The organism is Pseudomonas rhizoryzae (assembly GCF_005250615.1).
Lineage (GTDB): Bacteria > Pseudomonadota > Gammaproteobacteria > Pseudomonadales > Pseudomonadaceae > Chryseomonas > Chryseomonas rhizoryzae.
The window spans coordinates 103,425-118,541 of record NZ_SULM01000008.1 but is presented as its reverse complement, the minus strand read 5'-3'; the positions used below and the strand labels follow the sequence as shown (position 1 = coordinate 118,541).

Annotated in this window: 8 protein-coding genes and 1 tRNA gene; 3 read left to right on the top strand and 6 right to left on the bottom strand. The window is 60.5% G+C overall.

Translation table 11 applies throughout. The annotated features are described in order from the left end of the window. The first annotated feature begins 38 nt into the window (after window positions 1-38). A complete protein-coding gene (gene betB, locus FAZ11_RS14525) occupies window positions 39-1,511 on the top strand; it encodes a betaine-aldehyde dehydrogenase (RefSeq protein WP_137279518.1) in 1,473 nt (490 codons plus the stop codon). A 123-nt stretch (window positions 1,512-1,634) separates the two neighbouring features. Then, entirely contained in the window at window positions 1,635-3,371 is a 1,737-nt protein-coding gene (gene betA, locus FAZ11_RS14520; protein WP_058772096.1) for a choline dehydrogenase, read from the top strand. Between the two features lie 138 nt (window positions 3,372-3,509). Here the strand turns inward: betA and FAZ11_RS14515 are convergent, their stop codons facing one another. Beyond that, on the bottom strand, window positions 3,510-3,854 hold the full coding sequence (locus tag FAZ11_RS14515) for a hypothetical protein (protein ID WP_058766553.1): 345 nt from the start codon (window positions 3,852-3,854) through the stop codon (window positions 3,510-3,512). A 118-nt stretch (window positions 3,855-3,972) separates the two neighbouring features. Here FAZ11_RS14515 and FAZ11_RS14510 point away from each other — a divergent pair. Further along, a tRNA-Thr gene (locus FAZ11_RS14510) sits at window positions 3,973-4,048 on the top strand. Window positions 4,049-4,249: 201 nt separating this feature from the next. Here FAZ11_RS14510 and FAZ11_RS14505 read toward each other — a convergent pair. From FAZ11_RS14505 to FAZ11_RS14485, 5 genes are all read right to left on the bottom strand, one after another. After that, window positions 4,250-7,213: a glycosyltransferase family protein gene (locus FAZ11_RS14505; RefSeq protein ID WP_058772095.1), complete on the bottom strand. Its 2,964-nt coding sequence runs from the start codon at window positions 7,211-7,213 to the stop codon at window positions 4,250-4,252. Window positions 7,214-7,219: 6 nt separating this feature from the next. Beyond that, entirely contained in the window at window positions 7,220-9,028 is a 1,809-nt protein-coding gene (locus FAZ11_RS14500; protein ID WP_058772094.1) for a glycosyltransferase, read from the bottom strand. Then, entirely contained in the window at window positions 9,025-11,379 is a 2,355-nt protein-coding gene (locus FAZ11_RS14495; protein WP_240043630.1) for a glycosyltransferase family 2 protein, read from the bottom strand. The genes FAZ11_RS14500 and FAZ11_RS14495 overlap by 4 nt, the downstream gene beginning before the upstream one ends. Continuing rightward, window positions 11,372-13,882: a glycosyltransferase family 2 protein gene (locus FAZ11_RS14490; protein WP_058772092.1), complete on the bottom strand. Its 2,511-nt coding sequence runs from the start codon at window positions 13,880-13,882 to the stop codon at window positions 11,372-11,374. The genes FAZ11_RS14495 and FAZ11_RS14490 overlap by 8 nt, the downstream gene beginning before the upstream one ends. Window positions 13,883-13,961: 79 nt before the next feature. Next, entirely contained in the window at window positions 13,962-15,116 is a 1,155-nt protein-coding gene (locus FAZ11_RS14485) for a DUF4214 domain-containing protein (protein WP_058772091.1), read from the bottom strand. Between the last annotated feature and the right edge of the window lies 1 nt (window position 15,117).

Sequence of the window (15,117 nt, the reverse complement as noted above, 5' to 3'; positions counted from 1 at the left end):
CGGGCGCAACGGCGCCCGCCCAGCCTGGGAGACCCGTCATGGCCCGTTTCGCCGAACAGCAGCTCTACATCGGTGGTCGTTACGTCGCCGCCACCAGTGGCGCCACCTTCGAAACCCTCAACCCGGCTACCGGTGAGGTGCTCGCCAAGGTCCAGCGCGCCAGCCGCGCCGACGTGGACAAGGCCGTCGAAGCAGCCGCCGCCGGCCAGAAGGTGTGGGCAGCCATGACCGCCATGCAGCGTTCGCGCATCCTGCGCAAGGCGGTGGATATCCTGCGCGAGCGCAACGACGAACTCGCCCTGCTGGAAACCCTGGACACCGGCAAGGCCCTGTCCGAAACCCAGGCCGTGGACATCGTCACCGGCGCCGACGTGCTCGAGTACTACGCCGGCCTGATCCCGGCCCTGGAAGGCGAGCAGATCCCCCTGCGCGAGACCTCCTTCGTCTATACCCGTCGCGAGCCGCTGGGCGTGGTCGCCGGCATCGGCGCCTGGAACTACCCGATCCAGATCGCCCTGTGGAAATCCGCACCCGCCCTGGCCGCCGGCAACGCCATGATCTTCAAGCCCAGCGAGGTGACCTCCCTCACCGCATTGAAACTGGCCGAGATCTACACCGAAGCCGGCCTGCCCGATGGCGTCTTCAACGTCCTCACCGGTAGCGGTCGCGAAGTGGGCCAGTGGCTGAGCGAGCACCCCGGCATCGAGAAGATCTCCTTCACCGGCGGTACCACCACCGGCAAGAAGGTCATGGCCAGCGCCTCCAGCTCCACGCTCAAGGAAGTCACCATGGAACTGGGCGGCAAGTCGCCGCTGATCGTCTTCGAGGATGCCGATCTGGATCGCGCGGCCGACATCGCCGTGATGGCCAACTTCTTCAGCACCGGCCAGGTCTGCACCAACGGCACCCGGGTCTTCGTACCCAAGACGCTGGCTGCAGCCTTCGAGGCCAAGGTCGTCGAGCGCGTCAAGCGCATCCGCCTGGGCAATCCCGAAGACCTGAACACCAACTTCGGCCCGCTCACCAGCCTCGGCCATATGGAAAGCGTGCTCGAGTACATCGAAGCGGGCCGCCGCGAAGGGGCACGTCTGGTGATCGGCGGTGAGCGCGTCACCACCGGCGAATTCGCCAAGGGCGCCTACGTCGCCGCCACCGTCTTCGCCGACTGCCGCGACGACATGACCATCGTGCGCGAAGAGATCTTCGGGCCGGTCATGAGCATCCTTACCTACGACAGCGAAGACGAAGTGATCCATCGCGCCAACGACAGCGAATACGGCCTGGCCGCCGGCATCGTCACCCGCGACCTGGCGCGCGCGCACCGGGTGATCCATCGCCTGGAAGCCGGTATCTGCTGGATCAACACCTGGGGCGAATCCCCGGCGGAAATGCCCGTCGGCGGCTACAAGCAGTCCGGTGTGGGCCGCGAGAACGGCATCTCCACCCTGGGTCACTACACCCGCATCAAGTCCGTGCAGGTCGAGCTGGGCGACTACGCCTCGGTGTTCTGAGCATATCGCTAGCCTGCCCCCCTCCCGCCGCCGTGGAGGGGTCGCTTTCTCCCCTCTTCGCCCGAAGAGGGGCCGGGGGCCAGGGACCCGAGGTCCGCGCCCACAGCTAAGAGGAGAACCTTCATGGCCCAAGAATTCGATTACATCGTCATTGGCGCCGGCTCGGCCGGTAACGTCTTGGCAACCCGCCTGACCGAGGATAAGGACGTAACCGTCCTGCTGCTGGAAGCCGGTGGCCCCGACTATCGCCTGGACTTCCGCACCCAGATGCCGGCAGCCCTGGCCTATCCGCTGCAGGGCAAGAGATACAACTGGGCCTACCAGACCGAGCCCGAGCCGCACATGGACAACCGCCGGATGGAATGCGGCCGCGGCAAGGGCCTGGGTGGCTCCTCGCTGATCAACGGCATGTGCTATATCCGCGGCAACGCCCTGGACTACGACCAGTGGGCGCAGCTCGATGGCCTGGAAGACTGGACCTACCTGGACTGCCTGCCCTACTTCCGCAAGGCCGAGAAACGCGACGCCGGTGCCAACGACTGGCATGGCGGCGACGGTCCGGTCTCGGTGACCACCGCCAAGCCAAACGCCAATCCGCTGTTCGAAGCCATGGTCGAGGCCGGCGTCCAGGCCGGCTACCCGCGCACCACCGATCTCAACGGCTACCAGCAGGAAGGCTTCGGTCCGATGGACCGTTTCGTCACCCCGGACGGCCGTCGCTCCAGCACCGCCCGCGGCTACCTAGACCAGGCCAAGGGTCGCCCGAACCTGACCATCGTCACCCACGCCACCACCGACCGCATCCTCTTCGACGGCAAGCGCGCCTCTGGCGTGGCCTACCTGAAGGGCGATGCGCTGGAAGCCATCACCGTGCGCGCCCGCCGCGAGGTACTGCTCTGCGCCGGCGCCATCGCCTCACCGCAGATCCTGCAGCGCTCCGGTGTCGGCCCCGCGCCGCTGCTGCGTCGCTTCGACATCCCACTGGTACTGGACCTGCCCGGCGTCGGCCAGAATCTGCAGGATCACCTGGAGATGTACCTGCAGTACGAATGCAAGCAGCCGGTCTCCCTCTATCCGGCGCTGAAGTGGTACAACCAGCCGCAGATCGGTCTGGAATGGATGCTCAAGGGCACCGGCCTGGGCGCCACCAACCACTTCGAGGCGGGCGGCTTCATCCGCTCCAGCGAAGAGTTCGACTGGCCCAACATCCAGTACCACTTCCTGCCGATCGCCATCAATTACAACGGCAGCAACGCCATCGAAGCCCATGGCTTCCAGGCCCACGTCGGCTCCATGAGATCGCCCAGCCGCGGCCGTATCGAGTTGACCTCGCGCGATCCGCGCCAGCACCCGAGCATCCTGTTCAACTACATGAGCACCGAGCAGGACTGGCGCGAATTCCGCGACGGCATCCGCCTGACCCGCGAGATCATGCACCAGCCGGCGCTGGACCCCTACCGCGGCGAAGAGATCAACCCGGGCCGCGATTGCGTGACCGATGCCCAGTTGGACGCCTTCGTGCGCTCCCATGCCGAGACCGCCTACCACCCCTCCTGCTCCAACAAGATGGGGACCGACGACATGGCCGTGGTCGACGGCGCCGGTCGCGTGCACGGCCTGGAAGGCCTGCGCGTGGTGGACGCCTCCATCATGCCGATCATAGCGACGGGCAACCTCAATGCCCCGACCATCATGATCGCCGAGAAGATCGCCGACAAAATCCGCGGCCGCACCCCGCTGCCGCGCAGCAACGCCGCCTACTACGTCGCCAACGGCGCGCCGGTACGCGGTACCCCGCTGCGTAATGTGAGCGCTCAGGGCACTGCTGCACCGCAACGCCGCGACCAACCCGCTGCCTGATCGCAGTGGTATAACGCAAGAAGGGCGCCAATTGGCGCCCTTCTCGTATCTGACTTTCGGTGTACCAAGTTACCTGTCGGGTGGGCCGTTCCTTCCCCTCTCCCTCCGGGAGAGAGCCGGGGTGAGGACAGCCTCACCTCACAGACAATCCTTCACCGCCGTCAAGATGGTTCGCGGCCGCAGCGGATTGTTCGCCATCTGCTCACGCAACTGAATCCGCGTCCCCCGTGACGCCGATCCAATATCGATGATCGCCGCGGTCGCCCCAGGCACCTTGCTGTCCACCAGCACCCGCTGGCTGTTTCCCTGCGGCTGGACCACCACATGGCGACCGTCCTTCTCCAGCCCGGCGACCAGGCAGCCGCGATAGTCTTCGGCACTCTTGCCCGTACGCAACTCCATCGGCGGATTGCGCTCAAGGTTCGCCTGACTGGTACAGCCAGCCAGAGCAGCGGCCAGCAAGGCCAGGGTCTTCGTTCTCATCAGCGGCTCCTCGCAAGCTCTTTGCCCCATTCTACCGGTTCGGCGCTTACACGAGGCTTAATGAACGCACATCCTTGGTTTACAAGGGCTTTTCCATGGCTATAATGGCGTCCCCCTTGCCGGTATAGCTCAGCTGGTAGAGCAACTGACTTGTAATCAGTAGGTCCCGGGTTCGACTCCTGGTGCCGGCACCATCTTTTCAAGACGCAAGCAGGGGGAAGCCACCGCAGTGGCTTCCCCCTGCTTGCAGCGCTCGATCACCTTCATTGTGACCAAAGCAAACCCTCAAGCCTAGGTAGTCGGCGCTCATCTGCCGTTATGGTTTCGTGCTGGTGACAGAACCGACAGCGGAGGCAACGCTAAAGACGTGTCACCGCCCTGTCGGCACTTCGTGGCTAAAGACCCAGCCTAGAGGCGTACATACGGGAAAGGGCTGCCAGAGAATAGTTTGTGCTCATGAATTCCAGCGAGTTCGTTGCTCGTCGCTGGGCCTCCCCGCTGTCTTGGTAGACCCTGCGCATTTGGATCGCCGCCGCGTCCACGGAGGGCATACCCCAGACTGCTCCGGCAACCACAGAGGGCATCTCGCTCTCTTCAACGAGAACTTCCTCGACCTCAACCAAGAAACTGGTCGCGTCGCTGCAAAAATCCTTAGACCCCGAGTAATCAGACACGATGGTGGGTTTCCCCAGCAACATCGCATGGGCGATGCCGTAGCCGAAGCCCTCCGATTTGTGCAACGAAACGAAGGCGTCACAGCTGTCCATTAACCCCCAATAGTGAGAGGCGGACAGATCATGGTCGAGGATAGTGATACGTTCATCTCCACCGATGGCCTCCAGCACCCTGTTCCAATATCCGCCCTGATTACACCAGTGATCGAAGTCTACGTTCCTGATCTTCAAGACCAGCTTTACGTTCTCTCCAGATGAAAACGCTGCCTTGAAGGCTTGCACCACGGAGAGCGGGTTTTTCCTGGGTATCGAGCTGTGAAAGTCGCCAATCGACAGAAATACGAAATCCTCGTCAGACAGGCCGATATCCTTGCGCTCGAAAGCCTCGAAGGAAGTTGGCAGGGAGATCCCTTTCCGCACATTGACTATCGGCGTAGTGGTGATTCGGGAATAGATGTCTTGCAGGTAAGTCGTGGGAACCCAGACCTCATTCATCAGCTCGAGACCCAGCCTATGACTGGCGGGCGGACTGGACGTCTCCCAGAGGAAGAAGCCGATTTTATGGGCCTTTTCCAGCAAGTCCGCTGGAAGTCTCGAACATTCGTAGGGAATTCGGTCCGCATTGACATGAAAGATGATCACCGGCCGTTCGACATCTGTAGCCTCTCGGCACTGCTCCTCACCGAGTTCGAGCTCACCCTTATCGACAGAAACGATAGCCGGCCTGATATTGATACCTTTGAGTGCCTCTACCGTCATGCGCAAGTTGGCGCCTAGTCCGGTCTGCGAGGTATGACCTACCACGAAGACCTTGTTTTCAATCTGCCGTACCCCCTCAATCAAGGCTCTCATGCGACCTGACAGCCGACCGGTCCTTTCATCGCTCTCCACAGGCTTCAGTATCTGGAGCTGCGGATAGCGTCTATACAAAACCTCCGCCAACCACTGTTTCGCCACCTCGAGACGAGGCTCGTAGCCCAGTAAGGCCTTAGCCATGACTAGTTCGGCTCTGCCCAGGCCATCACCGATATCGTCCCTCCAATAGTCGAGCCAGGCAGCAGGGAGTAGATCGACATGAAAGCCCGAGGCACAACAGAAAAAAACCTTGTTGAAGGTGAATTCTACGTATCTGGCGGCCGAGAATTCCCCTGTACCGACTTCCTGAAGCTCCTCGGCCAACGCAATTCGCCAGTACCAGTTGATATCGAATGGCAAACGGGAAGAATCAGGATGGCGGGCCTGCAGTGGCTGGATCAAGCGCTCACCGCACAATCTCAGGAAAGCGACAGATCCTGCATTGGGCGAAGAAACCAGGCGATACAGCAGATGCATGTATTTCAACCTGGAAAACAGACTGTCCTTTTCCACTTCATGCTTCTTCCAGAACAGGAATAGCAGCCTCGATACGAACAGCTCGGTTACCTCATCGTTGAAGCAGCCTTCCTGCATGTGTTCGGCGAAACCTGCAGAAACCGGAAAGACCGTGTTGCCCTGCCACTGCTCACGAAACTCATTGACATACCAGCTGACCAGCTCAGATCGTCCCTTGAGTGATTGCACATTCGCAGCCTTGCCAAAGCGCTCATGATAGACATGCTCCATATACTTGGAAATGTAGGAATGACTGCCATCACCCTGCAGACTCAAGATAGAGTCCTGCCTCAGCACAGCGGACGCATTCGAGCGAATCAGTGCATCCCACATGACCGTGTGATAGAGAGTGACCTTTTTTAGGAGCAGCTCGAAAGGCGTTATCGTTGTCTTCAGGAATTGAAGCGGACATCCATTCGCCACGATCGCCGGAAGTTTGGACGGACTCGCACCAGCCAACTGCGGAAAATGGAAAGCGAGACTATAAGGCGCACCGGCTGTTTCCGTATGGCGAATCTCGCCACCGAACTCCAGGCTCAAGGAGACTGCCAAGTAGGGATTCCTGACATCTATGGCCCAACCGACGACGTCATTGGCCTCATTTAGCGTAAAGCAGCCCAGCACAGGGGCGGTTGCCCAGTCCTGAAGCAACTGGCTTAGCTGTTGCGAGTCACCCAGATTGGCAGTGCGTGACAAGCAATAAAGGAGGCGTTCCCAATTGGCGGTCAACCCATCGGCTGCCAGCGCCAGACTAACCAACGCCTGGGGAAGCTTGCCGAAGTCGCGCTTGCGGCTCAAAAATTCTTCGGAGTAGAGAATGGACAGGACCAGCTCGAATACGCTTTTCTCCACTAGAAAGGCAATGGCGTTCTTGGCCTCTTCAGCGCTGGGCAAACGTCCTAGTAACTGCGCATAAGAGTTTCTAATCGTGGTGATCTTGCGCAGCTCCTCAGGTAGCACGTCACTTCCAGACAACTCATAGAGACCCGAGTCCTGCATGCAGGTCAAGGCATCTTCGAGATTGGCTATTACCGGACTATTGGTCAGCTCGTATTGGCTATCCTGAACCAGGACGCTGATCGGTTCGAAAGATTTCAAACTCGGCAGTTCGAGGCTGAATCCCTGACAACCATCGCTATCCAGGATGCTCTTCAAATCAGCCCTGAATTTGTTTGCCACCGTAGCGGCCAGAACTTTTCCGGACTGGACGGCGAGAACCCTTACACGCTCAAGAGGGGCGCTCCTGTCATAGGCCCACCCCTCTATACGTTTCGTTGCGCTGGTGTCGACGCACCCGATGAACTTACTTTCCATTTGGCCTTATCGCCTCTGCTGCTCCAGCTCCAAAAATCTCGTTGCATATCGGCTACCAACCGTTCCGGGGGAAAATCCGACCAACTTCTTACACCGATCAGCAAGATGTTCTGTTTTGCACACGCTGTTTTGCAGAGCCCTTACCGCGTCGAGGTGAGAAGGCTCTCCCCAGCAATTGGCAGCGCCTTCGAGATAGTCCATCGCGCTCGTTTCCACCATCTGGCAAGGGATGAGTTCTATTCCTGCGACAGCCGTGCAGAAGTCGACGTTGCCGCCCGCTGCAGAGGCCACCACATCCAGGCCCAGCAGCATGGCTTCAGCGATGCCACGGCCAAAGCCTTCCGCACGATGGAGCGAAACGAAGCAGTTGCAGGCGGAATAAAGTGCCAAGACATCGTCTTTGGCGAGAACCCGGTCAATCAGGACGACACGGTCATCGCCCGCCACGAGATCCTGCAGCTCGTCCCAGGCAGCCAGGTCTTTAGCCGCCCTCATGCACTTCACGACCAAGCCGACGGAGGCATCATGCCTAGCGAAGGCCTCCTGAAAGGCGCTTATGACGGCGATAGGGTTCTTGCGCTTGAACGAAGATCCGCCATCAAAAGAAAACACGAAGTAATAACGTCCTGGCTCCAGGCCAAAACGGCTGCGCACGATATCCCGAGGCTCGCTATTCGGTACCTCGACGGCCATGGGCATCCAGCAAATCGGAATGTCCGCAGCGGCCAACAGAGCGGTCTCGATATACTTGCTCGAAGCCCAGACTTCGTCGACCAGGGCAAAACAGTGCTTCCAGGCGGCCGGCCAGCGTTGCAGTTCCCAGGGCCAATAACCGATGTTGTAGCGCCCGGCAAACAGGCTGCTGCCCTGCTCCAGATAGACCCTGGCATGCTCGAGGGCGGTCAGGCAGATCAGGTTGTATCGAAAGCGGGGCTTCGAAGTCACCCAGTGTGAGACGCTATGGTCGCCTTCGTCGGTATCAGCGCCCGGACTCACATTGATTACCAGAAAGGGAATGCCGGCGGCCTCAAGGGACCTCGCGGCCATCCGCAGGTCCTCTCCGATACCCAGTTCGCCATAGGCGTAACCAATCAGATTCACTCCAAACGGCTGAGGGTCGCCGCCCTTTTCGGCAGGCCAGGCAAGGCGGCTGGCGTCGAAGAAGGAGTCGAGTGGAGTTTCCTGTCTGCCGCTATGGCGCAGCCAGTTTCTGTATCCTGCTCTGCCCTGCTCCGTCGCCAGGTTGAAGGCCTGTTGCAGATCACACCGAGCCGAATGCAGAAGTCTGGCAAACCGGGTGTTCTCCAGCTCAGCAGAGTCAATGAAGAAGCTCTTCTGCCAAAAGGGAATCTCCAGGCATTCGGGCGTTATCTCGCGATAGCCGCCACTGAAGAAAAACCAGACCAGCGCCGCCCACTGCTCCCGCTCTTGCGCCAGGCCGGCCGAGATTCCCAGATCCTCGCGCTGGCGGATCAAGGCGACGATTACCCGTGACAGACCACCCGACCAAGGCGTATCAGGCAAAGAGGCGCGCCCGGAGAGTTCGGCCCAGAACTCTTCCAGTTCTCGTAGCGCGGTGTATTCCCGACCGCCCGAGGTAATCAACCACCCAAGATAGGCGCCTCTGGCCTCGTCATCGTGCAAGGGGAAGCGGAGCTGGAGGTCTAGCGACCGTGTTTGCCAGATGAGCAGGAACAGCCGATAGAACGATGCCACGCCCGCTACTGCCAGGCGATCGATGCGAGTTCGATAGTAATCCTTGCCGCTCAGCTCCTGAGGTCCAGCCTGCCAGAGCTCAGCCAGGTCCATGGTCATGCCCGCCCGAGCGCCAGGTTGAGGCCGCCATAAGGTCCAAGGGCCCAGTCCTGATTCAGCGACGGACTGTAGAACCTGTCCGCCAAGACCTGCGACGAGAACGTTTCATACAGGGCCCGCTGCTCTCGCTGTGCTCGGGCGGCCTTTTCGGATGAGGTGTCTTTTCCACGCGTCGCCGATTCGGCATGAATCAGTTCGGCAAAGGGAGTCCAGAGTACTTTCAGCCCCAATGCATCGATACGCAGGCACAAATCGACGTCATTGAAGGCCACTGGATAGCGCTGAGCATCCATCCCTTCTAGTCCGAGATAGAGGTCGCGCCTCATCAACAGACAGGCCGTGGTACAGGCACTCTGCTGACGGGTCAGTTGGTTGAAACCCAGGTAGCCGGCATCTTCGCGCAACCAATGGTTTCCCGTATGGGCAGCCAGACCATTGATGCCAACCACTACCCCCGCATGCTGCACCATTCCATTCTTCCACAGCAGCTTGGCGCCGACAGCCCCCACATCGGGCCGCGCAGCCAGACTCACCATTTCCTTCAGCCAGTCTGGAGAGAGCACTTCGATGTCGTTGTTGATGAAGCCGACATACTCCCCCGTGGCGATCTCCACACCACGATTGTTAAGGGTGGCGTAATTGAAGGGATAGGGATGCTCCAAAACCCTTACGCCGCGTGTTTTCAGCGTTTCGAAGTAGTCCAGCGTCGCGGGATCGTCACTCTGGTTGTCGATGACGATCAACTCAAGGGCGGGATAGTCCGTACCTTCCAATAACCCCTCCATGCACGCCTGCAACAGGATGTGAGCGTTCCGGGTGGGCACGATGAGGCTCACCTTGGGTAATCGTGCGGGTAAGGGCCAATGAGCCCGCAGAGCCCCGGTGAGTCCGTGCTGACGGCTCAGGTAACTGCCAGGTTGCAACCGCTCCAGCAGCCAGTTCATACGCTCCAGACGCTCGGGCTTCTGGGCATCGCACTCGGCAGGGGTCGCCGGACACAGGGCACTGCGGTGGCTGAGCACCTGGGACACTCGAGCGACGGATAAGTCGCCCTTTACGGTCTCCCAGACCAAGGCAGCAAGGACCGCCTCGCGGTCACGGTGTTTACCAGCCGTTTGCTCCAGTGTCGCCAACGCCTGCAGGATGACGGTCCGGCCGAACAGGGCGGCCTCGCAGAACAAATCCGTGCCCAGATAGAGATCCAGATCCCAACTGGGTTTGAACCAGGGATTGCCGTGGCTGCCATCGGGCTGATCCTGATCGCAATCGGCAAACGCCCAGGCGGCGGGCGGATCGTCGTTGCGGCCCAATAAGCCCAACGCCAGTTGATCGAGTGCCTGGGGTAGCAGTCTTGAGGTAAAGGGCAACAGCAAAACAGCATCCGCCCCCTCCTCGACCAACTGCCGGAGCGATCCGGCGAAATCGGTGGTGGCGATCTTCTGGCCGCTAGGCGCCAGCCGTTGGGCACTCAAGCTATCCAGGCAGGCATGTCGCTCGTAATCCTGAGCCTCACCATAGAGCAATACGGCGATCTGTCGGCTCGCCACCTGAGCAGGAAACGCAGGCAAACGTTGATGCAGGGCGAACCAGTAGGGATAGTGACCAAAGCCTGCGCTGCGCGGACAACGCTGTCCGTAGTCTTGCGCGAGACGCAGGGCAAGCTCGCGCAACTCGGGTGCCGCCTGTTCCGGCCAGCCGGCCTCGAGCAAGGCACCGAGTCCCTCCGCCTGGCAGCAGACGCTAATGGGACTGCCTTTCAGCGCTACGCCCTGATCGTCCTCGATATGGATTTCGTGGCGCTCGCCATGGCCGAGCGTCCAAGGCAGCTCCAACCGAAAACCATGATCGGCGTCGGGTCGATAGCTGAGCGCGGGATGCCAGAGATCGGCCCTGCATCGCGCGATGATCCTATCTCCCAGACGTGCTCTGACTTCCTTGTGTAGCCCCGGCGCGGCCGCGGACCAAAGCCAGCCAGTGACCAACAGACCACCGCCATACCAAACTTGGCTACCCGGTAGCGAGGGCTCGCACGCGGGGGAAAGCGGCAGTTCTAGAGGATGCCCCACGATCGCTCCACCATTGGCCACCCGCACGCTGATCTGTCGAGCATCGGCCAACCAGGTCTCGCGAAGCTGGATGGCAAAGCCATGGAAGCCGTCGCCCACACAGGGCCCGCTTTGATATTCGTCGGCGCGTACCAAGGCTACGATGGCGCCATCGATCATAACCTCGAGTGCGAGCCTGAGGTCCGGTTGGGCTAAGTCACAGGCCCAGCCCTGCAGCACACCACCATGCAGGCTTTCGATACGGCCATCAGGAATAGCAGGACGAGGTTGGCTGAAATCATTCATGCAGAAAACCGAGAGGAAATACGTCGTTCAACAAGGCCACCAGCGCCGACGGCAGTAACCCCAGCACCTGGGCACCCGCTTCAAGAGCTACCTTTCCTGCCGGTGCATGCAAGATCAGCCCAGAGCCCTGGGCTATACGAGGTGCCCACCAGGTGGTGGTTGGCGCCGGGTCCAGGCTGAGGACGAGAGTGCAACCCGCCAACCTAGGAAGCTGATGACGCGGAATGCCAGGGACGTCAGGTAGCTGTCGGACGTTGCCCACTGGCAGCAATCTGGTCGTCCAAGGTGACGAATCGCCAAGTAGGAACTGACATTGCAATCCTCGGCGCCGGCTGAGGCGCAGAACGTCGAGCCAGCGCTGAGCAAGTTCTGGAGTATCCAGCACATCGCCAATCAAGACGTTGCCCATTTCCGTGCAGAGCGATGACGGCGAGGCCCTCACCTGGGCAGTCTGGAGCACGGGCATCTCTGGACAGCGCAGGCAAAGCGAAGCGGTCAAGGTCGCGTAAGGGGTCAAGAGAGTACTGGCATTGCGCAGAAAAACATCATCTGCCTCGGAAAGTGGCGAAGGACATTCATCGACGCCGTACAGCGCATAGGGAATACCTAACTGGACGGGTAGCGTCTGTAGGGCGGCAGGACAGTCCCTCGCCTGCAGATAGTGCAGTCTTGCCGGAGCCAGACGACCTAGATCGCCCAGCAACTGGTCGGCCTGGGCGGGCAATTGATAATTCAGCAGCAAGGGCAGGCCATAGCCGCTCACACGCAGTTCGACGCTCAGTTGGCCATCGTTCTGCCGATAGGCAATCACGAAGGATGGCACCTGCTCACCCCAGTGCACCATTCGCTCGAAGTAGCGGGTAGAGGCGAGACGAGCCGTGATGCCCGCCGTCGCCAATTGGGGCCCCAGCGTCATGAGCCGCTCACGTTGCAGACGGTTTCGATAAGGCCTGAGCGGATCATGACGCCGATACCGCTCGAAGGCCCTATCGGCAGCGGGATAACGTTGACGAAGAAGCGCATTATTGAAGGCGACCCGTTCCAGTTTTTCGCTGCCAAAGGAAACGCCACCGCAATGGGCGACGACTACGCGATGGGCCGCGAGGTGCACCCAGCCTCGCTCCTTGGCCCGCAGGCACCAGTCGGTCTCCTCGCCATAGCCACGCTTGAGGTGCAACTCGTCGAGCGGCCCGACATCGGCCAAGGCCGAGCGCTTGATGTACAGGCAGAAACCGCAGCCAACCTCGACCTCGGGTGACGACTCGGCACTAGCTGACGCCTGAGCATTGAGGATCTCAAGCTCGTCCTGCGTCGGCATTGGATAGCTTTCGCAGGGCATCGGAAAACTCAGCAGCTCGCCATTGTTACTGAAGGGCGTGGCGGTCGCGGCAGAGGGATTTTGATAGGCGGTCTCACGCAAGAGGTCCAGCCAGTCACCAGCTACCAGGGTATCGGCGTTCAGCCACAGGACATCCCGCTGAGCGTGCAGCGCCATCCCGCGATTCATGTTCCGAATGAAGCCCAGATTGATCGGACGACGATGCAGCTCGATGCTTCCGGCCGCTGCCAGCGTTTCCAGCGCCTGCCCTAATGCCGGATCCGTACTGGCGTCATCCAGCACGATGATGTTCATCGGCGTGCGATTGGCCACGCGACTGCCAAGCACACTGTCGATACAAGCGAGGGCGGCTTTTCGCCCCTCATAGACCGGTATTAGCACATCGACGACCCTGTCCAGCGGCTGCCCGGCCATGACCTCTGGAGTAGCGGCCAGGGGCGCCACGGTCGCCAAGGGACTCCCAGTCACAGCCGTGCCACTCGGCCAGTAAAGGCGCACGCTGTCGATATCGGCGGCCAACCGGAGGCGAATGCCGCCATGGCAGCCGGCAGTGCCGGTCTCAGCCAACAACGGACAAGGCAGATCGGCCAATAGGGATTTCCGTGGCTGCCTGCCCATCTCCAGGCTCAGGCTGGCCGGTCGGTGAGGATGCCGGGTATCCAGCGCCCAGCCCTGGATCTCCCGATGTACCGGATCGAATTCGACATGACCCCAGCAACCCGGTGGCAGATGCTTGAGGAGCAGTCCTACTTCCGCGGCGCTGCTGGCATAGGGAAGTTGCGCCACCCACTGATCGACTGCCAGTCCGGGCAAGGCTATCAGCGCGCGCAAGCGCAAAAGACGCACTGCAGCGGTATTACGTGCCGGGTTGGCTGGTGCCGATAACAGATCGTAGGCCCTTTGATATTCGCCCTTTTCCAGTAGTACGTGACCGAGCAGCGCCCAGACTTCACCCTGTTGCGGCAACTGCGTGGCAGCCTCGGCCAACGCCAGGAAAGCCTCGTCGAGCAAACCTCGCTGCAGCGCTTCCAATCCCGCGGATACGAGAGCCACCGGACGCTGCTCGGTAATCCGCAAGGCCAGCGCAAGACGCTCGGCAGCGCAGGCCAATCGACCGGCCTGCTTGAGAGCCTGATAGTCCTCCATGAGCGATAGCGAGCTCATGCCCGAATCTCCACTACGGTAGCCAGAAAGAGCGACCGAACACTTCCGGCGCCGGAAGTGTTCGGTCAAGGTTGAAGAATCAGACTTGGCCGGTGATGACCAACACCCCGGTATCGTGGTGCTGCGCCTCCGCCGATCCAACGATGCTCACCACTACCGAGGCTCGGGAGGCGCCTTCGGAAAGGGTGTTAGTCCAGTACGCCAACCCCGAGGCATCGGCGCTGCGGCCAAGCATGTTCTGGTAAAGGGACTGCACGAAGGTCGCGTCAGAGGCATTCCCCATCTTGTTCTGGTACTCGCTGGAGTTCATGAATGCCGTAGCGACTGCAGTCACGTTTCCACCATTGGCGGAGACGTTATCCAACCAGTACTGAGCACCAGCCTGATCGGCCGTCCGGCCAAGCAAGGCTTCGTACATCCGGACCGCGCTCGCATGAGTCACATCGGATGTCACGGTCAGGGAGTTCTTGCCATCGGCGTCAGTGAAGAAGCTGACATCTTTCGCGATGACCGTACCTGGCGCCGTGCTCGACGTACTGCTCAAGGTCACGCTGCCGTCGGTTCCGACCTTGACCGTGTAATCGGCCAGCTTGCCGTTCACCACGACAACGTCGTAGCCCTGACCACCTTGAACCGTGTCCTTACCGTTACCGGTATAGATCACGTCATTCCCGGAGCCCGTATTGACGGTGTTGACGCCACCATGAAGCACGATGGTGTCGTTGCCGCCATTGGTAGTGATGGTGTCATTGCCCGCACCGCCATCAATGTAGGTGCTCACGTTATCGTTGACGGTGAGCGTGTTACCGCCAGAACCGCCCACGATCACCCGGCCGAAGTTGGCCGTATTGACTGGCGCATCCTTGACGACCTGCTCGGCTTGCGCGGTTTGACTGGTGGAGGCACCGAAGGTCGCGGTAATGGTGGCTTTGGTATCGAAAACGAAGGCATGGGCATTGGCGAGGGAAGTCGGGATGTTCAAGGTCACCTGACTGCCGCTGGATCCCAGGTTATTGAGCAGGACCATCTGCGGCGCGACGACGGCGCCGCTGCTGTCGTGGACCGTATTCACGGTGCCGCCGTTGTAGCTGACCACCGCTACCTGGGCGTTGGTGCTGGTCGTACTACCCAGGCCGAGCACCGAGGAAATGGCCGCCAAGGTATTGGAGCTCAGCGAGCTGGACGACAGGGAACTCTGTACGGACTGAGCGCTAAGGGGCTGATCGTATTGCATG

Bases quoted from the DNA above. Each gene is read 5' to 3' on its own strand.
- FAZ11_RS14495 (WP_240043630.1), bottom strand. From the start codon at position 11,379: ATGAATGATTTCAGCCAACCTCGTCCTGCTATTCCTGATGGCCGTATC.
- FAZ11_RS14485 (WP_058772091.1), bottom strand. From the start codon at position 15,116: ATGCAATACGATCAGCCCCTTAGCGCTCAGTCCGTACAGAGTTCCCTG.
- FAZ11_RS14490 (WP_058772092.1), bottom strand. From the start codon at position 13,882: ATGAGCTCGCTATCGCTCATGGAGGACTATCAGGCTCTCAAGCAGGCC.
- FAZ11_RS14500 (WP_058772094.1), bottom strand. From the start codon at position 9,028: ATGACCATGGACCTGGCTGAGCTCTGGCAGGCTGGACCTCAGGAGCTG.
- betB (WP_137279518.1), top strand. From the start codon at position 39: ATGGCCCGTTTCGCCGAACAGCAGCTCTACATCGGTGGTCGTTACGTC.
- betA (WP_058772096.1), top strand. From the start codon at position 1,635: ATGGCCCAAGAATTCGATTACATCGTCATTGGCGCCGGCTCGGCCGGT.
- FAZ11_RS14505 (WP_058772095.1), bottom strand. From the start codon at position 7,213: ATGGAAAGTAAGTTCATCGGGTGCGTCGACACCAGCGCAACGAAACGT.
- FAZ11_RS14515 (WP_058766553.1), bottom strand. From the start codon at position 3,854: ATGAGAACGAAGACCCTGGCCTTGCTGGCCGCTGCTCTGGCTGGCTGT.